Source organism: Yoonia sp. SWMV100, from assembly GCF_056108365.1.
This window is the reverse complement of record NZ_JBWBAQ010000002.1, coordinates 25,940-51,670: the sequence shown is the minus strand read 5'-3', so window position 1 is coordinate 51,670 and position 25,731 is coordinate 25,940. Positions and strand designations below refer to the sequence as shown.

At 55.6% G+C, this 25,731-nt stretch carries 25 protein-coding genes; 13 read left to right on the top strand and 12 right to left on the bottom strand.

Annotated features, from left to right (window positions below; all coding sequences use genetic code 11):
* Positions 1 to 79: 79 nt before the first annotated feature.
* Together hfq and hflX are read left to right on the top strand one after the other, a co-directional pair.
* Positions 80 to 313 carry an RNA chaperone Hfq gene (gene hfq / locus ACXJGX_RS00265; RefSeq protein ID WP_045996137.1) on the top strand — a complete coding sequence of 78 codons (234 nt, stop codon included), beginning with the start codon at positions 80 to 82 and terminating at the stop codon, positions 311 to 313.
* 2 nt (positions 314 to 315) lie between these two features.
* Positions 316 to 1,590: a GTPase HflX gene (hflX, locus tag ACXJGX_RS00260; RefSeq protein WP_474778135.1), complete on the top strand. Its 1,275-nt coding sequence runs from the start codon at positions 316 to 318 to the stop codon at positions 1,588 to 1,590.
* A gap of 4 nt (positions 1,591 to 1,594) precedes the next feature.
* Here the strand turns inward: hflX and ACXJGX_RS00255 are convergent, their stop codons facing one another.
* The 9 genes from ACXJGX_RS00255 to ACXJGX_RS00215 all read right to left on the bottom strand — a co-directional run bounded on the left by ACXJGX_RS00255 (position 1,595) and on the right by ACXJGX_RS00215 (position 11,762).
* Positions 1,595 to 2,344 carry a GGDEF domain-containing protein gene (locus ACXJGX_RS00255; protein WP_474778134.1) on the bottom strand — a complete coding sequence of 250 codons (750 nt, stop codon included), beginning with the start codon at positions 2,342 to 2,344 and terminating at the stop codon, positions 1,595 to 1,597.
* Between the two features lie 42 nt (positions 2,345 to 2,386).
* Positions 2,387 to 4,849, bottom strand: a complete 2,463-nt coding sequence (locus ACXJGX_RS00250; RefSeq protein WP_474778133.1) for a penicillin acylase family protein — start codon at positions 4,847 to 4,849, stop codon at positions 2,387 to 2,389.
* A gap of 56 nt (positions 4,850 to 4,905) precedes the next feature.
* The gene (locus ACXJGX_RS00245) at positions 4,906 to 6,252 is read right to left on the bottom strand and encodes a branched-chain amino acid ABC transporter permease (RefSeq protein ID WP_474778132.1); all 1,347 of its coding nucleotides are present in this window, start codon (positions 6,250 to 6,252) and stop codon (positions 4,906 to 4,908) included.
* Positions 6,249 to 7,259: a branched-chain amino acid ABC transporter permease gene (locus ACXJGX_RS00240; RefSeq protein WP_474778131.1), complete on the bottom strand. Its 1,011-nt coding sequence runs from the start codon at positions 7,257 to 7,259 to the stop codon at positions 6,249 to 6,251. The genes ACXJGX_RS00245 and ACXJGX_RS00240 overlap by 4 nt, the downstream gene beginning before the upstream one ends.
* 406 nt (positions 7,260 to 7,665) lie before the next feature.
* Positions 7,666 to 8,379 carry an ABC transporter ATP-binding protein gene (locus tag ACXJGX_RS00235; RefSeq protein ID WP_474778130.1) on the bottom strand — a complete coding sequence of 238 codons (714 nt, stop codon included), beginning with the start codon at positions 8,377 to 8,379 and terminating at the stop codon, positions 7,666 to 7,668.
* Positions 8,376 to 8,534 carry a hypothetical protein gene (locus tag ACXJGX_RS00230; RefSeq protein WP_474778129.1) on the bottom strand — a complete coding sequence of 53 codons (159 nt, stop codon included), beginning with the start codon at positions 8,532 to 8,534 and terminating at the stop codon, positions 8,376 to 8,378. Before ACXJGX_RS00230 ends, ACXJGX_RS00235 begins: the two co-directional genes overlap by 4 nt.
* On the bottom strand, positions 8,531 to 9,313 hold the full coding sequence (locus ACXJGX_RS00225; RefSeq protein ID WP_474778128.1) for an ABC transporter ATP-binding protein: 783 nt from the start codon (positions 9,311 to 9,313) through the stop codon (positions 8,531 to 8,533). Before ACXJGX_RS00225 ends, ACXJGX_RS00230 begins: the two co-directional genes overlap by 4 nt.
* Positions 9,314 to 9,398: 85 nt before the next feature.
* Entirely contained in the window at positions 9,399 to 10,595 is a 1,197-nt protein-coding gene (locus tag ACXJGX_RS00220) for an ABC transporter substrate-binding protein (protein ID WP_474778127.1), read from the bottom strand.
* Positions 10,596 to 10,760: 165 nt separating this feature from the next.
* Complete coding sequence (locus ACXJGX_RS00215; protein ID WP_474778126.1) at positions 10,761 to 11,762, bottom strand: GlxA family transcriptional regulator; 1,002 nt, start codon at positions 11,760 to 11,762, stop codon at positions 10,761 to 10,763.
* Positions 11,763 to 11,932: 170 nt separating this feature from the next.
* Here ACXJGX_RS00215 and ACXJGX_RS00210 point away from each other — a divergent pair, with 170 nt between their 5' ends.
* Positions 11,933 to 13,303 carry a class II 3-deoxy-7-phosphoheptulonate synthase gene (locus ACXJGX_RS00210; RefSeq protein WP_474778125.1) on the top strand — a complete coding sequence of 457 codons (1,371 nt, stop codon included), beginning with the start codon at positions 11,933 to 11,935 and terminating at the stop codon, positions 13,301 to 13,303.
* Here the strand turns inward: ACXJGX_RS00210 and ACXJGX_RS00205 are convergent, their stop codons facing one another.
* Positions 13,304 to 13,945, bottom strand: a complete 642-nt coding sequence (locus ACXJGX_RS00205) for a PAS domain-containing protein (RefSeq protein WP_474778124.1) — start codon at positions 13,943 to 13,945, stop codon at positions 13,304 to 13,306.
* 196 nt (positions 13,946 to 14,141) lie between these two features.
* Here ACXJGX_RS00205 and ACXJGX_RS00200 point away from each other — a divergent pair, with 196 nt between their 5' ends.
* The 10 genes from ACXJGX_RS00200 (at position 14,142) to phoB (ending at position 23,202) form a co-directional block, all read left to right on the top strand.
* Entirely contained in the window at positions 14,142 to 15,020 is an 879-nt protein-coding gene (locus ACXJGX_RS00200) for a YicC/YloC family endoribonuclease (RefSeq protein ID WP_474778123.1), read from the top strand.
* Positions 15,021 to 15,023: 3 nt separating this feature from the next.
* Positions 15,024 to 15,662, top strand: a complete 639-nt coding sequence (gene gmk, locus ACXJGX_RS00195) for a guanylate kinase (RefSeq protein ID WP_474778122.1) — start codon at positions 15,024 to 15,026, stop codon at positions 15,660 to 15,662.
* Positions 15,659 to 16,180, top strand: coding sequence for a gamma carbonic anhydrase family protein (locus ACXJGX_RS00190; RefSeq protein ID WP_474778121.1), 522 nt, complete (start codon positions 15,659 to 15,661; stop codon positions 16,178 to 16,180). Before gmk ends, ACXJGX_RS00190 begins: the two co-directional genes overlap by 4 nt.
* A gap of 34 nt (positions 16,181 to 16,214) precedes the next feature.
* Positions 16,215 to 17,243, top strand: coding sequence for a sensor histidine kinase (locus tag ACXJGX_RS00185; protein WP_474778120.1), 1,029 nt, complete (start codon positions 16,215 to 16,217; stop codon positions 17,241 to 17,243).
* 114 nt (positions 17,244 to 17,357) lie between these two features.
* Positions 17,358 to 18,398: a substrate-binding domain-containing protein gene (locus ACXJGX_RS00180; RefSeq protein WP_474778119.1), complete on the top strand. Its 1,041-nt coding sequence runs from the start codon at positions 17,358 to 17,360 to the stop codon at positions 18,396 to 18,398.
* Between the two features lie 62 nt (positions 18,399 to 18,460).
* A complete protein-coding gene (gene pstC / locus ACXJGX_RS00175; RefSeq protein ID WP_474778118.1) occupies positions 18,461 to 19,663 on the top strand; it encodes a phosphate ABC transporter permease subunit PstC in 1,203 nt (400 codons plus the stop codon).
* Positions 19,660 to 20,979, top strand: a complete 1,320-nt coding sequence (gene pstA / locus ACXJGX_RS00170) for a phosphate ABC transporter permease PstA (RefSeq protein ID WP_474778117.1) — start codon at positions 19,660 to 19,662, stop codon at positions 20,977 to 20,979. The genes pstC and pstA overlap by 4 nt, the downstream gene beginning before the upstream one ends.
* Positions 20,980 to 20,990: 11 nt before the next feature.
* Entirely contained in the window at positions 20,991 to 21,791 is an 801-nt protein-coding gene (gene pstB / locus ACXJGX_RS00165; protein ID WP_474778116.1) for a phosphate ABC transporter ATP-binding protein PstB, read from the top strand.
* Positions 21,792 to 21,803: 12 nt separating this feature from the next.
* A complete protein-coding gene (phoU, locus tag ACXJGX_RS00160; protein WP_474778115.1) occupies positions 21,804 to 22,511 on the top strand; it encodes a phosphate signaling complex protein PhoU in 708 nt (235 codons plus the stop codon).
* Positions 22,512 to 22,515: 4 nt separating this feature from the next.
* A complete protein-coding gene (gene phoB, locus ACXJGX_RS00155) occupies positions 22,516 to 23,202 on the top strand; it encodes a phosphate regulon transcriptional regulator PhoB (protein WP_474778114.1) in 687 nt (228 codons plus the stop codon).
* A gap of 35 nt (positions 23,203 to 23,237) precedes the next feature.
* Here phoB and gndA read toward each other — a convergent pair whose 3' ends face one another.
* Together gndA and ACXJGX_RS00145 are read right to left on the bottom strand one after the other, a co-directional pair.
* Positions 23,238 to 24,641 (bottom strand): NADP-dependent phosphogluconate dehydrogenase, encoded by a 1,404-nt coding sequence (gene gndA, locus ACXJGX_RS00150; protein ID WP_474778113.1) that lies wholly within the window; start codon positions 24,639 to 24,641, stop codon positions 23,238 to 23,240.
* 102 nt (positions 24,642 to 24,743) lie between these two features.
* A complete protein-coding gene (locus ACXJGX_RS00145) occupies positions 24,744 to 25,727 on the bottom strand; it encodes a calcium/sodium antiporter (protein ID WP_474778112.1) in 984 nt (327 codons plus the stop codon).
* Positions 25,728 to 25,731: the final 4 nt, after the last annotated feature.

Here is a 25,731-nt window from a genome sequence, read left to right as displayed (position 1 = left end):
CATTGCCCACGACATACTGCATTCAACAGAGAGGGCCGTCGCGTGGCCACAAAAACAAAAACAAAAAAAGGGTGTCACAATGGCTGCCGACAAAGCAAACCTGCAAGATGCGTTTCTGAACCATGTGCGAAAGACCAAGGTCCCCGTGACAATCTTTTTGGTGAATGGTGTGAAATTGCAGGGTGTAATCACTTGGTTTGATAGCTTCTGCGTTCTATTGCGCCGCGATGGGCAAGCACAGCTTGTCTACAAAAGCGCAATTTCGACCATCATGCCTGCGCAGCCTATCAGCCTTTATGAAGGCGAAGAATAAACTTGCAAGAACATGATAAGCCCAACACACGGGCTTGGGTTTTACACCCAGAATTGAAAACACGCAGTGTGCGCCGCGATTCGGAGTTAGCACTCGAGGAAGGTGTGGCCCTTGCGGACGCCTTGCCGAACCTTGAAGTCGTCGGCGCTGACGTCATTCGTTTGCCAAAAATCCACGCCGGAAAGCTTTTCGGGAAAGGCAAGATTGCCGAACTGAAAGAGGTTTTTGCCGCGAACGACATTGAATTGGTGCTGATTGATGGACCGGTCACACCTGTCCAGCAGCGCAACCTTGAAAAAGACTGGGGCGTCAAACTGTTGGACCGCACAGGTCTGATCCTCGAGATTTTTAGTGATCGGGCGCGCACGTCCGAGGGGGTGTTGCAGGTCGAAATGGCGGCATTGTCCTATCAACGTACGCGGCTCGTACGTGCATGGACCCACCTTGAACGTCAGCGCGGCGGACTTGGGTTTGTTGGCGGTCCCGGTGAAACCCAGATCGAGGCCGACCGTCGTGCCATCGACGATCAATTAGGCAGCTTGCGTCGTCAGTTGGCCAAAGTGGCGCAAACGCGCGAACTGCACCGCGCGTCACGCGCGAAAGTCCCGTTTCCGATTGTTGCTTTGGTTGGCTATACCAATGCTGGAAAGTCTACGCTTTTCAATCGATTAACCGGTGCAGATGTCTTTGTGAAAGACATGCTGTTTGCGACGCTTGATCCGACGATGCGCAAGATCACATTGCCCACCGGTGACGAGATTATCATGTCCGACACCGTTGGTTTTATCAGCAACTTGCCAACAGAGCTGGTCGCGGCGTTCCGGTCGACCTTGGAAGAGGTGTTGGAGGCGGATCTGATTGTGCATGTGCGTGACATCAGCCACCCACAAACCGAAGAGCAGGCCAAAAATGTAAGGTCCATTCTGCAAAGCCTGGGCGTTGCTGAAGATGCGCCAATTATTGAAGTCTGGAACAAGATCGATCTGCTGTCCGAAGACGACCACAACGCGACCGTCACGACCGCCGACCGCACCGACGACCTATTTGCGCTATCGGCAATCACCGGTGAAGGTCTGGATCGACTGCTCGCGGCGGTGCCTGACAAACTGAAAGATCCGCGCAGTACAGCAAATTTGTCACTGACCTTTTCCGAAGGGCGCAAACGTGCGTGGCTGTTCGAGGCAGGCGTGGTGACCGACGATGTGCAAACGGACACGGGGTACGATATGACCGTGTTTTGGACTGCGCTTCAAGAGGAACGATTCAAAAGGCTTTGATGTTTCAGGCGGCGCGCGTCGGGATTTCTTTGTTCCAAATGACCAAACGCGCGCGCCCCGTGGCTTTTGCAATGTACAACGCTATGTCGGCCCGTTGAAACGCGTCTTCGATGGTTTCTGTGTTAAGACGGTGTGCGGCACCCAGTGACAGCGTAAGTTGGAGCGACCTTTTTCCATCTTCGATCGCAATCGTAATGGGACCGGCAAGGCGCTCTCCTAATCCTTCGACCTCGACCAAGCCAATCAGTGGCATGAATGCGGCAAATTCTTCGCCGCCGATGCGCGCAATGACGTCATTTTTGCGGGTGTTTTGTTTGATGTGAACTGCAACCGCTTTGAGACAGGCATCACCCACGGCATGGCCGTATGTATCGTTGATCCCCTTAAAGTGATCGGCGTCAAGAATGACCAAAAAACCCTCAACGGGTGTGCTGCTGTCATCAAGAAACGCACGCCGGTTCGGCAGCCCCGTCAGAACATCGGTCATGGCAAGATGTGCAAGTTGCCGCTGTAGCCGGTCAAGGTAGTTGATGACCAAAAACGTGGCAGCCACGAACGGCCCGGGAATGAAAACTGTAAACAAGACCTTATTCAACTGCGAAATGCGCTGTGGTTCGTCAACAAGCAATGCTTCGACACCGTCACCGATGAAATAAAACGTCAGCAAGCTCAAAAGCGGTTTTACAATTGCATCGCGTTTTCGCCTGATTGCGAAAAGCGAGATAAGGCGGGATTGGGCGTTGTTATGCAACATGATGCCCAATCATTATCGCACAAAGGTTTCCCGGATGTGAACCTACATCGCCGGAGACAAGATTGTGATCCCGACCGCAGCAGCCCTCGCCAATGCCGGATCGAGCGACATCGGGATGTATTCGCCGCGACGCCAAAGTTCGCCCAGATTATCGTAGTATCGGGACAACGGATGCCCCGACTGGCCCGTTGCGGTGATAAACACAGAACTGTCTGGGTCAGCAAAGTCATAGACGCCGCGATAGCCTGCGGCATGGACATTCGCAAAAGGATCCGGTCCCACGCCTGATGTTCGGCCCCGTTGCAACGTGTTGTCGCCGCCACTGGTCGATTGCCGGATGTTCACAAGCCAGTGCAACAGCGGTGTTTTTCCTAACACCGGATGATCATGGGTGGCCTGATGCGCGTCGCCCCAGCGTACCGCTTCGATTGCACTGCCGTGATTTTCGGTGATCCAAATCAATGCTTCGTCCAAGGACTGCCGTGCGATGTCGGTGCAGGTCTCAATGGGGGCAGATTGAATGACATCACACCAGACGCCAGCCCCGTCGATGTCACGAAACACGCGTTCGATGAAAATTGGGTCGACATGTGTATATTCGGATGCAAGCGGACCCAGCTCGTCCCGGATCAGACGTTGCTGAACCGCGCGTACCCACGCGGCATAGATCAGCGGCTCTGGCAAATGTTCGTTCATTTCGCCGTTCCATGCCGATAACAGGTCAAGCGCAATTTGACGGCGGCGTTCGGGCGTACCTTCGGGTGCAGGTTCGCCCGTGTACCAAAGATTTGCACCCATCAACGCCGACAGCGTGCGTGCGGTGAAACTGACAGTATCCAGCTGCGCCTCGATGAAACTGTCGCGGGTGTGAACCTCTCGGGCTTGCATCAGACGCCGCCAGCGGTTGATCCGTTGGGTATCACCCCACAGGTACGACACATGATGCGGGAATGGTCGGTCGATTGTTTTGTTGTTGGTATTGCCAATAATGCCGCCAGTCGGGTTCACGAATTCTGGATTGTCACTATAGGCAAAACGGCCCATCCACCGATTTTCCGGCAGGTAGCCAAACGATGGGTAACGGCCTTGGCTTTGGTGATCCGGTGACCGCGCAGGTAATGCGCCGATCGTTTTCATCGCAATCCTGTTGCGGTCCGCCAATGTCAGGTTCAAGGCAGGAGCGATATAGTTTTCGCCGGCTCTGATGGCTTCGGCCACGGTCGTCGCGTGCATGATCCCCATCGCAGCTGACATGGAGGTGTCGCGATCCGATAGCGCGCTCCAAGCGATTGATGCCACGTGACCCGGGGGCGTGATCGTGGCAAGGTCATACTGGTCGCCTGGCATGACCGGTCCATTGGCCGTCCAACGCAAGCGCAAGGTGACGGCGGGGGCGTCTTTGACATTAATGATGCTGTCACGGGTCCGAAACGGCACCCATCCATCGGTTCCGCGGTATTGACCCGGATCGTCGGGGTTTACCTCTTCGATGAGAATGTCTTGGTCATCGACATAGGCGCTTGTGATACCCCAACCGATGCCATCGCCACGCCCTGTCAAGATCAAAGGCATGCCGGGAATAGTCGCGCCAATCACACCTCCTGACTGCAATTCGAGCCGTGCCAGATACCAGATTGTCGGCGCCGTAAGCCCAAGATGTGGATCGTTCGCCAACAACGTCGATCCTGTGGCCGACCGCGCTGGACTTGCGGCCCATGCGTTTGATGCACCTTTCAAGGCGGCAGGCAAAATCGGCGACAAAGGGTCATAGGCCATCCGTGTGTCTGGCATGTAAGGTGGCACGTTCGGCACCAGCGCGGCGTAGGCGGGCAGGGCGGCAGTGCCGCCTGTCGGGTCATCTGGCAGAATGTCGTGCAAACGGTCATTGCTGATCAAAAGCGATGTCCGTGCGCGTAAAACCTCGTTTTCCAACTGCGGCGTCAATTGCAAGGCCATCAGCTTTAAAATCGCGATAGAATCAGCGGGTTGCCAAGGCGAGATCGGGTGACTGAATAACCACATTTCCGGGGCGCCGCGTCCACGCGCACCCGCGTTCACTTCGTTCAGCCAGGCATTTACCCCCGCAGAATAGGCGATCAGGGCTGCTGTTGTTTCCGCATCTTGCGCGGATTGCGACGCGACCGACAGGTTATATAGATCAAACCGCCGCATGGCCTCGTCGATGCGGACTGTGCGCTCGCCAAACAGCTCTGATAACCGCCCCTGAACGGTCCGGCGCAGCATCGTCATTTGCCACAGCCGGTCTTGGGCGTGGGCATACCCAAGGGCAAAAAGAACGTCCTGGTCGGTCGCCCCGAAAATATGGGGAACATTCGCGTTGTCGCGGACGATTTCGACCGTATCGCTGATCCCTGAAACAGTCGTTTGCGCGCTGTAATCAGGTAGCGATCTGGCCGTAAAATAGTAGGTCAGGCTGACCAACAAAACACACAGAACAGTTGATGCAGTGGCCAGACGGATGAGCCAACGAAAAATCAGTACCATGCGGTCCTCGGGGGTTGTTTGGCCCTCGTTGTAGCAGCGCTGTCGGGAAGAACAAGTTAGCGTTCAGGGATCAGACCACGTGGGCTAAATCTCAGAACGACCAACATCAGAATTCCCATTGTGAATAGGCGCATATGTGCCGCGGCCTCGATCATCCGCTCCTTCAACGGATTACCATCGGCCAACCCTGAACTTAGCAGGTTCATCAGGCCCAGACCAATCGGTTCAACTTCGACCCACAGCCACCAAATCAAGATACCGCCCAGCACAGCGCCAAAGTTATTGCCGGACCCACCGACGATCACCATCACCCAGATCAGAAACGTGAACCGGAGCGGCTGATAGGTGCCCGGTGTCAGCTGCCCATCAAGCGTCGTCATCATCGCGCCTGCGATGCCACACATCGCTGATCCCAGTATAAAGATCTGCAAATGCCGTGCTGTCACGTTTTTACCCATGGCGCGGGCTGCGGTTTCATTGTCACGGATCGCGCGCATCATCCGGCCCCACGGGCTCTTGAGTGCGGTTTGCGCGAGCCACAACAAAATAACCAAGACCAAGGCAAAAAGACCGGTATAACAAAGTTTGGTATAAATCGTTGAGGCGGTCACAGCGTCCAGGCCATAGCTGGCAGCGCGCGCAACAAAATCAGGATCACTTTGCAGCGTGACCTCATAAGGCACAGGACGCGGCAGTCCGTTCACGTTTTTCACACCACGCGCCAACCAGTCTTCGTTTTTCATGACAGCGATGATGATTTCCGCAATGCCCAAGGTCGCAATCGCCAAATAATCCGATCGCAAGCCCAGTGCCGTTTTACCGATCACCCAAGCAGCCCCCGCGGCCAACACGCCGCCCAATGGCCACGCGAGCAAGATAAATAAATCTGGCAGCAACATGTCGTTTGCATCGCGGTGCGGCCCAAAGATATTCAGCCCGCCCAGATATCCTGTCAGGGCGGGATCTACGGCCTCAATTTTGGCGACACCGGCATCAAACACTGCGCGATATATGAAAAAACCTGCAATCAACGCGACAATCGTCCCGATCGTTTTGGCGCGCCCTGTCAATTTCCGGCGTAGGAAAATCACACCGACCACCGTCGCAACCCCCAAGAACAGGCCGGCAAAAGTCTGCGCTGCGCCTGCGGACCATGCTTGGGGTACCGGGGGCATTCCGATGATGACGGTCGCCAGACCACCCAATGCAACAAATCCCATGATCCCGATGTTAAACAGCCCGGCAAAGCCCCATTGCAGGTTCACACCCAGCGCCATGATCGCGGACACCAGTCCCATATTCAAAATGAACAGCGCTGCGTTCCAACCCTGTACCATGCCAGTGCCGACCAACAGGACGACAACGCCCATGAACAAAAGTGTGTTTTTCAATACGGGGTTCATACGGATTGTCCCTTGAACAGGCCGGTCGGTTTAAACAGCAACACGATAATCAAAATCGCAAAGCTGACGGCAAATTTGTAATCGGTCGACATCAACTGCACCAAACCATCGGGTTCTAAGCTGTCCGGCATCAGATAAACCAGCACCTTTTTCCAGGCATAGGTCACGGTGACTTCGCTAAAGGCGATGACAAATCCACCCGCAATGGCGCCAAGCGGACTGCCAAGCCCGCCAACAATCGCGGCGGCAAAGATCGGCAGCAAAAGTTGGAAATAAGTGAACGCCTTGAACGACTTGTCCAATCCATACAGCACACCAGCGGTGGTGGCGAGCGCGGCGACGATCATCCATGTGACCTTGACCACCCAGTCCGGATTGATTCCTGACAACAGTGCCAGATCTTCGTTATCGGAAAAGGCGCGCATCGATTTGCCGGTCTTGGTTTTGTTCAAAAACCAGAACAACAGCGCCACAACCATGACGGCAACAACCACCGTGATCGCCTGCGTTGTCTTGATCGCAAGGCCTTCGTCAAGGCCGGTTGCGTCCTTGAATCCTTTGGCGGTGATTAAAAACCGCTCACCGTCTGCAAAACGAATATCTTCAACCCCGATCGCAAACCGCACGATACCGTTCATCACAAACATCACGCCCATCGACACGATAACAAGGATCACGGGCTTTGCCTTTTGATCGCGGTAGAATTTATAGATCAGCCAATCGGTCAGCAGGACCAAAATGATCGTCGCGCCGATCCCAAAAGGCAGCGCAAGCAGGGCGGTGGGCAGCGGCCCAAAGGTGATCCCCATCCCAATCAGCACCGCTGTAATCTTGATGGTCATCGCGGTGCCAAAGGCCATGGTGTCGCCATGCGCAAAGTTCGAAAACCGCAGGATGCCGTAAATCAACGTGACACCAAGCGCACCGATAGCGAGCTGTGCACCATAGGCAAGGCCGGGGACGAAGACGTAGTTGGCGAAGGCCACGAGGGCGTTTAAGAAGTCCATCACTCAGTTTCCCCGCAGTGTCCCAAATAGCTTACATATATTGGGCCACCCATATGGGCCGTAAAACGTGCGCCTTCGGATGATACAGTAAGAAGATTGGTTGTGGTGCCGTCTGAAAGATGAAAACTTTCAGAATTAGTCTGCGCGCCCAAACAATAAGATGTGTTCGCACTTTCCAGACCTCGAATTTCGCCGAATTCCGTCTGGGCAGTGATGCCTCGTGGACCAGGTGCCCTGGGGCAAGAGGTCACCACATAGTCGATCTCGAAAGAGGTCTCTTGGCAGAGCCCGTTTTCAAAGCATTCGACTGTGAATTTGCATTGTACCTCTGCAAATGATGGGGCTGCGATAGCTGCAATAAAAATAGCAGAAGTAACGCGAGCACGGTATTTTTGAACTATGATGCTCATCCGCCCAAGAAACTCCGTCTAACATCTTCGTCGGCAAGCAATTCCTTACCGGTACCAGTATGCGCATTTCGGCCCTGTACAAGAACATAGGCTTTGTCTGCAATTTCAAGTGCTTGGCGGGCGTTTTGTTCGACCATCAAGATTGGGATGCCTGTGCGAGCGACCTCGATGATGCGGTCAAACAGCTCGTCCATGACGATAGGAGACACGCCTGCGGTGGGTTCATCCAGCATCAGTACCTTGGGTTTGGTCATCAGCGCGCGACCGACGGCGACCTGTTGGCGTTGACCGCCTGACAATTCGCCTGCCGCTTGGTGGCGTTTTTCTTTCAGGATCGGGAACAGGTCGTAGATCTGCGCCATCGTATCGGAAAAATCGTCGCGGCGGATAAAGGCCCCCATCTCAAGGTTTTCTTCGACCGTCATCGACGTGAAAATATTGTGGGTTTGGGGGACAAAACCCATCCCCTTTACCACACGTTCCTGCGGCGACAGTTTGGTGATGTCTTCACCGTCCAGCCGCACCGCGCCGGAGTTCACATTCAACATGCCAAAGATGGCTTTCATCGCGGTGGATTTGCCAGCCCCGTTGGGGCCGACAATCACGGCAATCTCGCCTTTTTCGACGGCAATCGTGCAACCATGCAAAATATCGGGGCCTTTGCCATAGCCACCGGTCATAGCGTCACCAATCAGAAACGGCTCAGTCACGGGTTAATATACTCCGCCAGGAAGGGCAGATAGGTGGTGAGCGTGTTGCGCATCAGCGCCTGCTCGGTTCCGTCTGCGTGATAGAGATAAATATAGTAAAATGCGCCAGCGGCCCCCAATACGGCCCCCAGCAAGATTGTCAGCAAAAATTTCATGGTGTTACCTTATCTTTGTTTTTTAAGCCGGTGCCGAGGTATGCCTCGATCACCTGTTCGTTGGCCTTGATTTCGGCCAATGTCCCTTCGGCCAAAACGTGACCTTCGGCCATACAAATAACGGGATCACAAAGGCGGCCGATAAAATCCATGTCGTGTTCGATGACGACAAATGTGTAGTTGCGTTCTTTGTTCAGGCGAATGATCGCGTCGCCAATCGTATTAAGAAGGGTGCGGTTCACACCTGCGCCGACCTCGTCCAAAAAGACGATTTTTGCGTCGACCATCATCGTGCGGCCCAGTTCCAACAGCTTTTTCTGGCCGCCTGACAGATTGCCCGCTTTTTCGTCTTTCAGGTGGTCGATGGTCAGAAATTCAAGCACTTCATCAGCCTTGGCAAGCAGTGCGCGTTCTTCGTCAGCGATCCGTTTGCGCCCGAACCACGCGTTCCACAGCGTTTCACCTGATTGGGCGCCGGGTACCATCATCAGGTTTTCGCGCACCGTCATGGACGAAAATTCATGTGCGATCTGAAAAGTCCGCAACAGTCCTTTGTGGAACAATTCGTGTGGCGGCAGACCTGTGATGTCTTCGCCCATCATCGTCACACGTCCGGATGTTGGTGTAAGAACGCCCGCGATCACATTGAAAAGTGTGGTTTTGCCAGCGCCGTTTGGCCCGATAAGGCCCGTAATAGAGCCCTGTTCAATGCGCAGCGACGCACCATCGACGGCCCGAAAACCTCCGAAGGTTTTCACCAGATTTTCGACAACGATCATATCTTCCCCTCGCACGCCTTTTTGGCATGTCTTTTGTTAGAAGCGGCGCAGGTTTCTGCGCCGCTTCAATTTTTATCCGAACCGCTTAGCGGTAACCGATTGTCGCGTAAACACCGTCAGCGAATTCGATTTCCTGATAGTTGCCAGCCGATTCACCGGGTCCGATCAGTTCAACTGCGGAGGCGCCGACATAGTCGATGTCTTCACCAGCGGCCAACAATTCCAGACCTTTGGCGATTTCACCCGGGAAGATTTCGATGCCTGGTGCGTTTGCCACGTCCAAGACGTGGTCCTTGAAGGCAGCAGAATCGCTTGATCCCGCAGCCTGCATTGCCAGCATGATCAAGGCAGCGGCGTCGTAGGATTCAGGCGCAAACGCGCCAGTACCGTCAAAGCCGGCCGCTGTCGCCATTTCAACGAATTTTGCAGCACCCGGGCTGTCGGTGCCGGGATAGGCGCCATACGATCCGTTCAATTCAGCGCCAAAGTTTTCGTTCAGCTTTGCGCCAACCATCCCATCGGGGAAATAGAAGGTGTCGAATGCGCCAGTATCAAGTGCCGAACGCACAACGCCGGAACCGCCCTGGTCAACGTAACCTGCGACAACCAATACTTCACCACCCGCAGATGCCAACGCGCCGACTTCGGCGGAATAATCTGCTTTGCCGTCTTCGTGGGCGGCAGAAATAGTGACAGTGCCGCCAGCTTCTTCGAATGCCGCTTGGAAGGCGTCAGCCAAACCTTTGCCATAGTCGTTGTTGGTATAAGTCAGTGCGACCTGCTCGACGCCACGCGACTGCAGAATTTCGGCGATGATTACACCCTGACGTGCATCCGACGGTGCTGTGCGGAAGAACAGACCGTCATCTTCCGCTGACGACAGGCCGGGTGATGTCGCCGATGGCGAGATCATAACAACACCGTTTGGCCGCGCCACGTTTTGCAGAATGGCACCGGTGACACCAGAACAGTCCGCGCCCATGATCGCCTTGATCCCATCTGACGTGACCAGTCTTTCAGCGGCAGCAGTCGCGGCACCTGCGTCGATGCATGTGCTGTCACCGCGCACGGATGTGACGGTTGCACCACCCAGCAGCGCACCGGATTCGGTTGCTTCTGCCATCGCGAGCTCTGCACCTGCGCCCATCGCTGGGGTGATGGATTCGAGCGGGCCGGTGAATCCAAGTACCACACCAATTTTGACTTCTTCGGCGTGGCCTGCAGCCATCGCTGCGCTGGACATCATTGCGATGGCCGACGTCGCCATTAACAGTTTTTTCATTTTTGTCTCCCGGTTGGATTTTTATTTCTGCACGCAGCTTATCAGGGCGTTTCCAAAAGGAAAGTCGGAATGCCGCGGCAAATCTCCTGAAAATTCCATTGTTTTCAGGCGAAAAGCCGCGTTGCATCCCCTGCGTGTTTCGTGGGGCTTGCGCTGCCCTTCAGGTTAAAGCGGCGCGCGTGTCGCATGACTTCCTCGTTCGCGGTAGGGTGTCGTGTCGTAATGTGACCGATAGCACTTGGAAAAATGCGATGGCGATGCAAAGCCGCACGCAAGTGCGACATTGATCACTGTCATATCGGTTTGCATCAACAGGTTGCGCGCCCTCTGCAGGCGTAATTCCATATAGTAGCGTTTCGGGCTTCGTGACAGATACCGCCGAAACAGCCGTTCAAGTTGACGTGTCGACATACCAACATCAGAGGCAAGAACCGCGGGACTGATGGGTTCCTCGATGTTGTTTTCCATCATTTGGATCACTTGTGATAGCTTTGGGTGGCGCACACCGATCCGGGTTGGGATGGACAGTCGCTGCGTGTCCTGATCCGTCCGGATGGCAGAATACACAAGAATATCCGCGACGGCATTTGCCAAATCTTCGCCGTGGTCGTCCGCGATCAGTTTGATCATCAGATCAATTGACGCGGTGCCGCCGGCGGCCGTGATCCGGTTGCCGTCGACGACGAAAATGGACTTGGTCAGGATCACGTCCTCGAACTCTTCGGCAAAACTGTCCTGATTCTCCCAATGGATGGTTGCGCGTTTGCCATCCAGCAGGCCTGCCTTGGCGATACTATATCCCGCTGTGCAAAGGCCTGCGATTGTGGCGCCGCGCCGCGCTTCGCGACGCAGCCAGTTGAGCAGGCGTTTGGTCGTGGCGCGTTGCACATCAATCCCGCCGCAAAGCATGATTGTGTCGTCGCGCTCCATCTCGACCAATCCGTCCTCGACGCGAAAGGCGCACCCGTTAGAGCACACTGCATCATGTCCGTCTTCACTGACAATTGTCCAACGATACAAGGGTGTCCCGGCGGTGCGGTTCGCGATCCGCAGGCTTTCGATCGCGGCTGCGAAGCTCAGCATCGTGAATTGGTCCAGCAAGACAAATACAAAGCGGCGGGGTTTGCCTGTATGGTCGACTTCGACGATTTGCGGTTCAACGATCATGCAGGATTCCGTTCATAAGATCGAAAGACCGAACCAGTTTTGACGCACGCCTTCAAGTGCAAACATCGCCATGACGACGCAATACGCACTTTGATGTTGGCCCGCCGCACTGTGCGCGTTATACGGACCTCCTGAAAATTATTCACCACGCTTGGATATGGAGCAATAAAATGACCAACTGGCAAAGATCTGACTGGCGCAAAAAGCCCCGGGTTCAGATGCCCGACTATACCGACGCAGCCGCGCTGAACGCTGTTGAAGGTCGTCTTGCCAGCTATCCACCGTTGGTTTTTGCTGGCGAAGCGCGCAAGTTGAAGAAACAGCTTGGCGCGGTTAGCCGTGGCGAGGCATTCCTGCTGCAAGGCGGCGATTGCGCAGAAAGCTTTGCTGAATTCGGCGCCGACGGCATTCGTGATACGTTCAAAGTGTTGCTGCAAATGGCCATGGTTCTGACCTATGGCGCCAAAGTCCCCGTTGTTAAGGTGGGGCGTATGGCGGGTCAGATGGCCAAGCCGCGTTCTGCACCGACTGAAATCATTGATGGTGTTGAATTGCCCAGCTACCGCGGTGACATTATCAATGGCTTCGACTTTACACCGGAAAGCCGGATTCCTGATCCAGAGCGGATGGCGCAAGCCTATACGCAGGCCGCGGCAACGCTGAACCTGCTGCGCGCATTTTCAACGGGTGGTTTTGCCAATGTCCACGAAGTCCACAAGTGGACCTTGGGCTTTACCGACGCCAACGAGGTTAAGAAATACAGTGATATGGCTGCCCGTATCACCGATACCCTTGATTTCATGGAAGCCGCAGGTCTGACCACAGAAACCAACCACGAACTGCAAACGGTTGATTTCTACACCAGCCACGAAGCGCTGTTGCTGGAATACGAAGAGGCATTGTGCCGTTTGGATTCGACATCCGGGAAATGGTTGGCGGGCTCTGGTCACATGATCTGGATTGGCGATCGCACCCGTCAGCCTGACGGTGCCCATGTCGAATTCTGCAAGGGCGTTCAGAACCCGATTGGCCTGAAATGCGGGCCGAGCATGACCTCTGGCCACCTGAAGGCGTTGATGGCATCGCTGAATCCGACCAACGAAGCCGGGCGTCTGACACTGATCGCACGCTTTGGTGCAGGGGCGGTGGGTGACCACCTGCCACGCCTGATCAAAGCGGTCGAAGAAGAAGGCGCAAACGTGGTTTGGACCTGTGACGCGATGCACGGCAACACAATCAAATCAAGTACCGGCTATAAAACCCGGCCATTCGACAGCGTCCTGCGCGAAGTCAAAGAGTTTTTTGCCATCCACAACGCCGAGAACACGGTCCCGGGCGGCGTCCACTTTGAGATGACGGGCAAAGATGTGACCGAATGCACGGGTGGCATTCGCGCTGTGACGGACGAGGATCTATCGAGCCGCTATCATACGGCATGTGACCCACGTTTGAATGCGTCGCAATCTTTGGAATTGGCGTTCCTCGTGTCCGAAGAACTGTCGTCCCGCCGCAACCGTTTGATGCAGGCGAAAGCGGGCTGATTAGCCATTATTCACAACTAAACGCAGGGCCGGGCGTGCAACGTCTGGCCCTTTTTCCTTTTGACGATGCGGTAGCTGTTGGACAGCAGCAAGTTTGATCCCCAAAGTTTCATGCCGGATCGGTATTGTATCCGGAATTGAAAAACGGCGCGGCCGCGTGCCACGGTTTCCTTCGGTGACGATTGCACCCATTATCCGGCTGGTCATCCCTTCGTCGTCGCGCAAAGGGAGCAGCAACATGGCGCCTGTCAGGCTTGGTTTGATCAGGCTGCCGGGTGAATACAGCGGCACTGCGATAATGGCAGGCTCTGAAAAAGCGGCTTCGATCAAACCGGCAAGCTGGTCACGCGCTTCTGGTAGAAAGAACGTACTGATGGGCATCCCGCGGGCGTCCATTTTCAACAAATCGTGCAGTTGCTGACCCGCGACGCGCATGCGTGCGATGCCCGGTGCAACACGTTGCAATATAAATGTATGGGGCAGGGCCGCGTCGATCTGGCTTGGCTGGACATCGTTTCGTGACGGGACATACCGTGCGTGGCGCAGCGCCTGCCAATATGTTTCAAGTCCCTGCAAAACAGGATGGTGGCTGCCGGGCATGTCACCTGTGCGACGAAGGTTGGTTGTATCGACAACAGTCATAATGGTCCTACCATTTTTCACGATCGGTCCAGAAGGCACCAATCCGATTTCCCTTTAAATCGAATTTAACAGAGTTTAGTCACAAATTCACTTAACAAAGTATTAAACGGTTAACGTCACACTACGCGCTCCCAAGGTCCGTTCTTAATGTGACCGCCGTGACTTAGGAAAAGGTAGGGCAAGTATGACAAAGTCAATGACCGCATTTGCAAGTAGGATGGGCGCGCTCGGATCTGTCTCGTGGCAATGGGAAATGCGCGGCGTCAACGGCCGTGGTCTTGACGTGCGGCTGCGGTTGCCCGACGGGATCGGCGCGCTTGAAGCTGACCTGCGGTCACACATTACGGCGGTGATCGCGCGCGGAAATGTGACCGTAAACTTGCGTCTCACGCGCGCGGACAGCGCGGGTGTTTTAGCAATAGACGAAGCGCGGCTAGATTCCGTGCTTGCAGCACTTGATACCATCCAAGAGCGGGCTTTTACCAAAGGTGTCACGCTGGGACAGCCCACCGCGGCTGACGTGCTAAGCCAGCGCGGCGTGCTGATCGCGGGCGAAGTCGAGGAAGACAGTGCCGCGCTTCTTACTGCTTTGCGTGGTGATATCGCGCCTCTGTTGGCCGATTTCAACATGATGCGACAGTCCGAAGGGATGCATTTGCACGCAGTGATTGCGGACCAGTTAACGCAGATTGCCGACCTGACGGATCGCGCCGGCAGTGCCGCAGCGGACCGCATTCCCAAACAGCGCGAGACCCTTACCGCAGCGTTACAGCGCGTCATTTCTGATGTGGCCGAGGCAGATCCAGGGCGCATCGCACAGGAACTTGCGCTGTTGGCGGTGAAATCCGATGTGACCGAAGAAATCGACCGGCTAGGGGCGCACATTAAGGCCGCGTGGGTTTTGTTAAAATCTGACGCACCCTCGGGCCGCAAGTTTGATTTCCTCGCGCAGGAATTCAACCGCGAGGCCAATACGCTGTGCGCTAAGGCGCAGTCAGCACCGTTGACCGCGATCGGGCTTGACCTGAAGGCCATGATCGACCAGATGCGCGAACAAATTCAGAATGTGGAGTAAGTGATGGCGCGTCGTGGACTTTTGATTATTCTTTCGTCCCCGTCTGGGGCGGGAAAGTCGACACTGGCGGGTCGGCTGCGCGCGTGGGACGACACGCTCAGGTTTTCGGTCTCTGCGACAACACGCGAACCGCGTGCGGGCGAACAGAATGGTCAAGATTATTACTTTGTCAGCATACCCGAATTTCAGGACCAGGTCGCCAGTGGCGATATGCTGGAACACGCGCGGGTGTTCGGGAATTATTACGGGTCGCCCAAGGCCCCCGTGCAGGCCGCGATCGAAGACGGGCGCGATGTTCTATTCGACATCGACTGGCAGGGCGCCCAGCAGATCAGCAATTCAGCGCTGCAAAAACACGTGCTGTCGATCTTCATCCTGCCGCCCTCGATCGCAGAATTGCATCGTCGTTTGGTGTCGCGCGGTCAGGACGCACCCGATATCATCGAAAAGCGGATGCAAAAAAGCTGGGACGAGATCAGCCATTGGGACGGATATGACTACGTCTTGGTGAATGATGATTTGGACACCACCGAAGAGCGGCTGAAAACGATCATCAGCGCGGAACGTCTGCGCCGATCGCAGCAACCTGATCTGGTGGATCATGTCCGTGCCTTGCAAAACCAGTTCGGAGACCGCGAATGACACTTTATGCACTGGGTACGACGCGCCCGCATGTGGCCGATGGCGCATGGGTGGCGCCGGGGTGCCACATTATTGGCAAGGTCACGTTAAATCCCCAAACCTCGGTTTGGTTTGGCAGCACACTGCGCGGCGACAACGAGATGATCACTGTTGGCGCGGGCAGCAATATTCAGGAAAACTGCGTATTGCATACCGATATCGGGTTCCCGCTGACCATCGGGCTGGGCTGTACCATTGGCCACAAGGCGATGCTGCACGGCTGTACCATTGGCGACGACAGCCTGATCGGGATGGGGGCGACGGTGCTGAACGGGGCGGTGATTGGCAAAGGGTGTTTGATTGGCGCCGGTGCCTTGATCACCGAAGGCAAGGTGATCCCGGACGGATCACTTGTCATGGGCGCACCCGGCAAGGTCGTGCGCGTGCTGGACGCTGCTGAACAGGCGCGATTGCGCGCTTCTGCCGTGCATTATCAAGAAAATGCTGCGCGTTTTGCGCGGGATTTGATCGCGCTTTAGCCTAACGCCCGTCTTTTGAATTTTGGATTGCATCGTGACCTATGACCATATTGCCAATGTGATTTCCGCGCTGCCGATCCCGGTTTTGGTCGTCGGCCCCCAAGACCGTGTACGGGCAGTCAATGCCGCTTTGGAAAAGATTTTGGGTCCGGAACTGGTCGGCAAACATTATATCACGGCGCTGCGCCAGCCCGCGATTATTGCAGCAATTACGACTTTGCGCGGGCGCGGCACGCCGGGGACCGTGCGGTTTACCAGCAGGGACGGTGCCAAAGACACTGTCTATCGGGTCACGCTGGCCGAAACCAACGGGGATATTGTCCTGAGCTTCGAAGACCAGACCGCGTCAGAAGAGGCAGGACAAATGCGCCGCGACTTTGTGGCCAACGTCAGTCACGAATTGCGCACACCGCTGACGGCATTGATGGGATTCATCGAAACGCTGGGCGGCGCGGCGCGCAATGATGCCGCAGCACGGGACCGTTTCCTATCCATCATGGCGAACGAGGCGGCACGGATGACGCGGCTTGTCGATGACCTGCTATCGCTGAGCCGGGTCGAGGTCGAAGAACGCGTGCGCCCGCGTGACAATGTCGACTTGGGCAGCGTGCTGACGTCGGTCATCAAGGCGCTTGAACCGCAGGCGATGACCGCAGGCGTGACAGTGACGCTTGTGAATGATGGCAACGGCGAATTGATTCCGGGCGACGCGGGGCAGCTGGTGCAGGTGTTCACCAACCTGGTTGAAAACGGCATCAAATATGGCGCTGCCGGAAAACGGGTGACCGTGACCATACACAAGCGTGCGCATGACACCCGTCTTCGGTCAGATGCCATGTGTGTCACTGTCACCGATGACGGTGAAGGGATCGCATCGCACCATCTTGCCCGTCTGACCGAACGATTCTATCGGGTGGACAATCACAGGTCGCGCGAGATCGGCGGAACCGGGCTTGGCCTTGCAATTGTAAAACATATTGTGAACCGGCACCGTGGGCGCATGCGCATCGAAAGCGAAGAAGGCCAAGGCACAAAGGTATCTGTGATCTTACCGACGTTTTGACTGTCATAAAACTTTTACATTAGTGTCACAAAAGGTTCGGGGAGGGCGCTTAGACGCGCCGCAATGGGTCTGCGATGTGCGCGGAGCCGATGTTTGACTGACTGGAGTAATTTGATGTCGATCATGAAACTGACTGCAACAACTGCTGTTTTTGCTGCTTTGACCGCTACCTCTGCATTTGCACGCGACAACGTGCAGGTTGCAGGGTCTTCCACCGTGTTGCCATATGCATCCATCGTCGCCGAAGTGTTCGGCGAAAACTTTGATTTCCCGACGCCTGTCGTTGAATCAGGCGGCTCTTCCGCTGGCCTTAAGCGTTTCTGCGAAGGCGTGGGCGAAAACACCATCGACATCGCAAACGCTTCACGCGCGATCAAATCGTCTGAAGTCGAAGCCTGTGCCGCCGCTGGCGTCACCGACATCATCGAAGTGCGTATCGGCTACGATGGGATTGTTTTCGCATCCGACATCAACGGCAACGCGTTCGAATTCACACCTGCCGACTGGTACAAGGCGCTGGCAGCCGAGGTCGTCGTTGACGGCGCATTGGTTGCGAACCCGTTGACAACATGGGACCAAGTGAACCCAGCGTTCCCTGCGCAACCGATCCAGGCGTTCATTCCAGGCACCAAGCACGGCACACGTGAAGTGTTTGAAGAAAAAGTGATCCTTGCCGGTTGTGAAGAAAGCGGTGCATTGGAAGCAATCGTCGCCTTGAATGGCGGCGACGAAGATGCAGCCGAAGGCACATGTATGGCGATCCGCACCGACGGCCTGTCGGTCGACATCGACGGTGACTACACAGAAACGCTGGCCCGTATCCAAGCTGACAACAACGGCATTGGTGTATTCGGTCTGGCCTTCTACGAAAACAACACAGACAAGCTGCAAGTCGCAACAATGTCTGGCGTTGTGCCGTCGACTGAATCCATCGCAGCTGGCGACTATCCTGTATCGCGCCCACTGTATTTCTACATCAAAGCCGCCCACATCGGCGTGATCCCCGGCGTCAAAGAATTCGCTGAATTCTTTGTATCCGACGACATGGCAGGCCCAGACGGCCCATTGGCACAATACGGTCTGGTATCCGACCCAGAGCTTGCAACAGTGCAGGCAACCGTCGCTGACGAAGTGACGATGGGCAGCGGCTCTTAATTCAACACTGTCAGGGGCGCTTTCGGGTGCCCCTGATATCCTTCTTACATCTGGAATCGATCATGCAATCGCTGACCCTTCCGCTGCTTGTTATTCTGGGGCTGACAATCGTCGGCTTTTTTGTGGCCAAGTCGCGGGCAATGCAAGTCGCTGGCGGGGATATCCGCAAGCTGGTTTCGCTGCCCAAACAGCACGCTCTGAACACAGTTCTTTCAACTGCAATCCCGCCGCTTGCTGCAATTCTTATTTTTGCGCTGTACCGTCGGCTTGCTGACGCAAGCGGGTCGTGGTTATTTACAGTTGTGATTATCGCGCTGGCCGTGACCGGATTTGCGCTTTCGCTGCTGAAGATCAAAGTGGATAGCCGCGCGCGCACATTTGCAGAGCGCTGGATCATGGGTCTGCTGATTTTTGCGTCGACCATCGCGATCATGACGACGGTGGGCATTGTATTTTCGATGCTGTTCGAGACATTCCATTTCTTTGATCAATACGATTGGCGCGATTTCTTTTTCTCGGCCAACTGGTCGCCGAACTTTCGGGGCAATTCCGATCTTGGCATCCTGCCGCTGCTTTGGGGGACGCTTTACATCAGCTTTATCGCGCTGTTCTTCGCGGTGCCGATCGGGCTGTTTGCCGCGATTTACCTGTCGGAATACGCCAGCCGCCGTATGCGGTCCGTGGCGAAACCGGCGATTGAAATTCTCGCAGGGATACCAACGATCGTTTACGGTTTGTTTGCGCTGGTGACTGTCGGGCCGTTTTTGCGCGACTACTTTGCAGCGCCGATGGGATTGGGCACCAGCGCATCTTCGGTGATGACAGCAGGTCTGGTCATGGGGGTGATGTTGATCCCCTTCGTCAGTTCGCTGTCGGACGACATTATCAACGCTGTGCCGCAATCGATGCGTGACGGGTCACTGGGTCTTGGCGCGACCAAATCCGAGACGATCCGCCAAGTGGTCGTGCCTGCGGCCCTGCCGGGTATTGTGGGTGCTATCCTGCTGGCGGCCTCGCGTGCGATCGGTGAAACCATGATCGTGGTTCTCGGGGCAGGGGCTGCGGCCCGCCTGTCGTTGAACCCGTTCGAGGCGATGACAACCGTCACCGTGAAAATTGTCAGTCAGTTGACCGGCGATACCGATTTTGCCAGCCCTGAAACGCTGGTCGCCTTTGCCCTTGGCTTGACACTTTTTGTCATCACCTTGGGCCTCAACGTGTTTGCGCTTTATATTGTGCGCAAATACCGGGAGCAGTACGAATGAGCACCTCTTTGTTAGTGACGGATGCGCGCACCAAAAAGCGTAACGCCGCCGAAGCACGTTTCAAGGCCTACGGATTGGGTGCGATCATCGTGGCCATGCTGGCGCTGGTGATCTTGCTCAGTTCGGTTTTGGGCAACGGCCTGAGCGCGTTTCGCCAAACCTACATCACCATGAACGTCGAACTGCCCCAAGACAGGCTGGACAAATCCGGCGTACGCGACCTAAGCGTGATGTCAAAGGTCACGACGATCGGCTATGCACCGGTGTTGCGCGATGCGTTGGTTGCGACGATCGCCGCGCAAGGGATCACGATCGACCTGTCCGACAAGGACGTCGGTGAAATGATTTCAAAAGAAGCCGCCGCAACTGTTCGCGACCGCGTGCTGGCGAACCCTGAATTGGTGGGGCAAACGGTGCAGTTTGATGTCCTGGCATCGGGGCGTATCGATGGGTTCTTTAAGGGACGCGTGACGATGGACAGCGCGGCACTGGATAACAACACATCGCCCGAAGCCCTGCAAGTCGCGCAGGCCTTGGCAGATGCCGGAATTTTGCGGACAAAATTCAACTGGAACTTCTTTTTGTGGCCCGACGCATCTGATCAACGCCCCGAAGCCGCCGGTCTTGGCGTGGCGATCCTTGGATCGCTTTATATGATGGCGGTGGTGCTGTGTCTGGCGTTGCCCATCGGTGTGGCATCGTCGATCTACTTGGAAGAATTCGCGCCAAAAAACCGTTGGACCGATGTCATCGAGGTCAATATTTCAAACCTGGCAGCGGTGCCTTCGATTGTGTTCGGTATTCTGGGCCTTGCGATTTTCATCAACTTTATGGAATTCAATCAATCGTCGCCTTTGGTGGGCGGTTTGGTTCTGACCCTGATGACCTTGCCCACGATCATCATTTCGACCCGTGCGGCGCTGAAATCGGTGCCGCCGTCGATCCGTGACGCGGCCTTGGGGGTTGGCGCATCGAAGATGCAGTCGGTGTTTCACCATGTGTTGCCTTTGGCCGCACCGGGTATCCTGACTGGCACCATCATCGGGCTCGCGCAGGCGTTGGGTGAAACAGCACCGCTGCTGTTGATCGGGATGGTCGCATTTGTGCGCGAATACCCAGCGGCCTATTCGCCCGAAAGCGGCCTATTTGGCGAGGCGTCAACCGCGCTGCCGGTGCAGGTCTTTAACTGGACACAACGCGCCGATCCGGGCTTTGTTGAACGGGCATCGGGTGCAATTATTACACTGCTGGTCTTTTTGCTGATTATGAACGCCGTCGCGATCTATTTGCGGCGTCGGTTCGAGCGGCGCTGGTAGGGAAAGAGACAATGGAAGATATGATTCAAATGGACCGTACCATGAGTACACAGCAAGACGTCAAAATTACCGCGCGCAATGTGCAGGTATATTACGGCGACACGCACGCCATCAAAGATGTGAATGTGGACATTGCCGATAAAACCGTCACCGCCTTTATCGGGCCGTCCGGCTGTGGGAAATCGACGTTTCTGCGCTGCATCAACCGGATGAACGACACCATCGATATCTGTCGGGTGACCGGGAATATCTTGCTTGATGGCGAAGACATCTATGACCCGAAGGTCGATCCGGTCCAGTTGCGTGCCAAGGTCGGCATGGTATTTCAAAAGCCAAATCCGTTCCCGAAATCGATCTATGATAACGTGGCCTATGGCCCCAAAATTCATGGATTGGCACGCGACAAAACGGATCTGGACGAAATCGTCGAAAGCTCTTTGCGCAAGGCGGCTCTTTGGAACGAAGCAAAAGACCGGCTGCAATCACCGGGCACCGGATTGTCCGGCGGCCAGCAGCAGCGTCTGTGTATCGCACGCGCTATTGCGACCGCGCCAGAGGTGCTGTTGATGGACGAACCCTGTTCGGCGCTTGACCCGATTGCAACTGCGCAGGTGGAAGAACTGATCGATGAGCTGCGGCAAAGCTTTTCGGTGGTTATTGTTACGCATTCCATGCAGCAGGCCGCGCGCGTCAGCCAAAAGACCGCGTTTTTTCACCTTGGCAACCTTGTCGAGTTTGACGACACCGACAAGATTTTCACCAACCCGCAAGACCCGCGCACGGAAAGTTATATTTCCGGTCGGATCGGTTAAGGAAGACAACAGATGAACGAACATATCTCATCCGCCTATGACCGCGATCTTGAAGGGATCACAACCCTGATCATGAAAATGGGCGGCCTCGTCGAAGAAGCAATTTTGCTTGCGGCCAACTCGTTGGCTGAACGTGATGTCGAAATGGCCGAAAAAGTCCGTAAATCCGACAAAGCGATTGACGATCTCGAAGAGCAAATCAACGAAGAAGCGGCACGCACAATTGCGCTGCGCGCCCCTGTTTCCAAAGACTTGCGCGCCATTCTTGCCGTACTGCGGTTGTCTGCCTCGCTTGAGCGGATCGGTGATTATGCCAAAAACATCGCGAAACGCACGAGCGTTCTGGTGGAACTGACTCCGGTCAGCGGCGCCGATGCCGCCCTGCGCCGGATGGCACGCGAAGTCGAGCAAATGCTAAAAGACACGTTGGATGCCTATTTGCGCCGCGACGCGGAATTGGCCGAAGCTGTGCGCCAACGCGACCAAGAGGTCGACCAGATGTATAATGCACTGTTTCGCGAATTTCTGACCTTTATGATGGAAGATCCACGCAATATCACCCCCTGTATGCACCTGCATTTCATGGCTAAAAACATCGAACGCATGGGTGATTTGACGACAAACATGGCGGAACAGGTGATCTATCTTGTCACCGGGTCGATGCCTGACGACACCCGCCCCAAAGGCGACAAAACCGCCTATGTGGCCAAAGCGGGCTAACGATATGGCACAGCAACCACATGTTTTGATCGTCGAAGACGAAGCCGCACAGCGCGAGGTCTTGGCCTATAACCTCGAGGCGGAAGGGTTTCGCATCACGCGCGCCGAGAACGGCGAAGAGGGCCTGCTTTGCGTTGAAGAAGACACCCCTGACGTCATCATTCTTGATTGGATGATGCCACATTTGTCTGGCATCGAAGTCTGTCGGCGGCTGAAAATGAAACCTGAAACCCGCGGGATTCCGGTGATTATGCTATCTGCCCGCTCGGAAGAGGTCGACAAGGTCCGCGGCTTGGAGACAGGAGCGGACGATTACGTCGTAAAGCCGTATTCAGTTTCCGAACTGATGGCGCGTGTACGCACGCAGTTGCGCCGTGTCCGCCCGGCGACGGTGGGTCAGGTGCTGACCTATGATGATATCGTGCTTGATGCGGAAACCCATCGCGTGACGCGCGCTGAAAATCCGTTGAAGCTGGGCCCTACCGAATTTCGCCTGCTCACCACATTTATGGAAAAACCAGGCCGGGTGTGGTCGCGCGATATGTTGCTAGACCGGGTCTGGGGCCGCGACATTTATGTGGATACACGGACGGTTGACGTGCATGTCGGGCGCTTGCGCAAAGTCCTGACCCAGCATGGCGGCGACGATCCGGTTCGCACCGTGCGCGGCGCGGGCTACGCATTAGGGTAACGCGGGTGGGTAAAAACCCACCCCACGTCCTTTTCTTACACTTGGCCCCACGGCCCGTGATGGCCGCTGCCACCGTCAGTACGGGCAAAGCCGTGCGCGCCAAAGAAATCACGCTGACCTTGGATCATATTGGCCGTGCCACGTGCGGTGCGCATGGCATCAAAATAGGTCAGGCCGGATGACAGCGCGGGCAGGGCGATGCCGTTCAGCGCACCTTGGGCAACTGTCTGGCGCAGGGCGTCATGGTGGGCTTTCAACCTGTCAGCAAATGTCGGTGCGAACATCAGGTTCCGTGTTGCATCCTGACCCAGCGCGGTCGCCATATCATCGAGCATCGCCGACCGGATGATGCAGCCTTCGCGCCATACTTTGGCGATTTCGGGCAGCGGTAACGCCCAGCCGAAGTCGGCCGATGCTTTCGCAATCATTTCAAAGCCCTGCGCGTAACACAGAATTTTGCCGGCCATCAGCGCCCCTTCAAGATCAGCTAATGTCAACGCGCCTTCGGGGAGTGCACGGGGGCCGGTTCCAAACAAGGCTTCGCCAGCCGCGCGTGTTTCGATCTGCGATGACAGATTCCGCGCCACAACTGCGGCCTCGATCGCGGGAATAGGTGCGGCCAGATGCTGCGCCTCGATCACGGTCCAACGTCCGGTGCCTTTTTGTCCGGCGGCATCAACAATCAGATCCAGCATGGGTTTGCCGGTTTTCGGGTCAGTTGCCCCCGCGACCTTTCCTGAAATCTCGATCAGGTAGGATTTCAGCGGCCCTTTGTCCCACGTGGCGAATGTATCCGCGATGGCCGCGTTATCCATTCCCATTCCGTCGCGCATAATCCCGTAAACTTCGGCGATCATTTGCATATCGGCGTATTCGATACCGTTGTGCACGGCTTTGACAAAGTGGCCTGCACCCGCTTCGCCCATCCACGTGGCGCAGGCTGTGCCTTCGTGTTTCGCGGCGATAGCCGTCAGGATATGTGCGACGCGGTCCCAATACGCACGCTTGCCGCCGCCCATAATCGACGGGCCAAAGCGGGCACCTTCTTCGCCGCCTGAAACACCGATTCCTAAAAATGGCAAATCGCCTGCTTCATCGGCACGCCGGTTGGTGTCGTGAAAGTTGGCATTTCCAGCGTCAATAATCAGGTCATTGTCACCCAAAAGCGGGCGCAGCGCTGCAATTTGATCGTCGACCGCCTGACCCGCAGGGACCATCAAAATGATAGCGCGCGGTTCAGCGATCGCGGCAACCAATTCCTGCAACGTCTCTGTCGGGATGATTTTTTCCGCAAGACGGCCAGCAGCGGCATGGAAATCATGTGTGACTTTGGTTGTCCGGTTCCAAACGGCAATATCAAAGCCGTTATCGGCGATGTTAAGCGCAAGCGCCGCGCCCATTGTACCAAGGCCAATCAGGCCGATCTCTGCTTTGCTCATGTCTTAGGATCCCCGGGTGATAAGCTAATGAAAGGCGGTATAGGTTGTTCGCATTCAGATGAAAACGGGAAAGCCGTGAAAATATTGCACCACGGGCATCGCCTAAAGAATGGGTGCCGGTCCGGTGGGGACGATATACTGCGCCGCCATAAACAGGACGTAGGCTGCGACCATCACAATACCGATCCTCTTGGTGATTTTGCCAACCGTTAGCATCCAAACTGCAAAACCGACGGCAACACCGATGGTCGCCCAAAGCTGCATGCCCATCAACACAGGCGTCACCGCCAAAGGTTTAATCATGGCGGTAACCCCAATGATCGACAGGATATTGAACGTATTCGACCCGATGATATTCCCGAGGATCATATGGGTCGATTTCTTACGGGCAGCGGCAATGCAGGTCGACAGTTCCGGAAGCGATGTGCCAAACGCGACGACAGTCATGCCGATAATCGCCTCGGGTACCCCGATCAGGCTGCCAATCACAACTGCGCCTTTCACCAGCATTTCCGATCCGATCGCCAATGCAACCAAACCACCCAGCAAAATAAACACCGCGCCTTGCATCGATGCGATTTGGCATTCGCCGTCATCGTCATCAAGGTCGACCTCTAGGCTGTCGGTTTTGTATTGGTAAAACACGAATGCTGCCAACACAGCGAACATGATCAGGCCAAGCGATGCGGAAAAGGCGCCCATCATCATCCCGTAGGTCAAGATGGCCGTCGCGAGCAGCATCATTGTCAGGTCCTTTACCAACTGTTTTGGTTGACCCACGATCGGCATGATGATGGCGGTTGCGCCCAAAACAAGAAGGATGTTGGCGATGTTTGATCCCAAGACATTTCCAAGCGCGATCCCCGGAAACCCCTGCAAGTTTGCATTGACCGATGTAAACAGTTCGGGCACCGAGGTCCCAAAAGAGATGATCGTCGCACCGATAAAGAGCGGCGATAGCCCCGTTCGTTTGGCAATAAACACAGCTGCATCAATCGTCAGGTCACCGCCTTTGATCAAAAGCTTGAGACCTACAAGAATTGCACCGACGGAAAGAACAAAGAGGTCATAGTGAGAAACTAACAAAAGG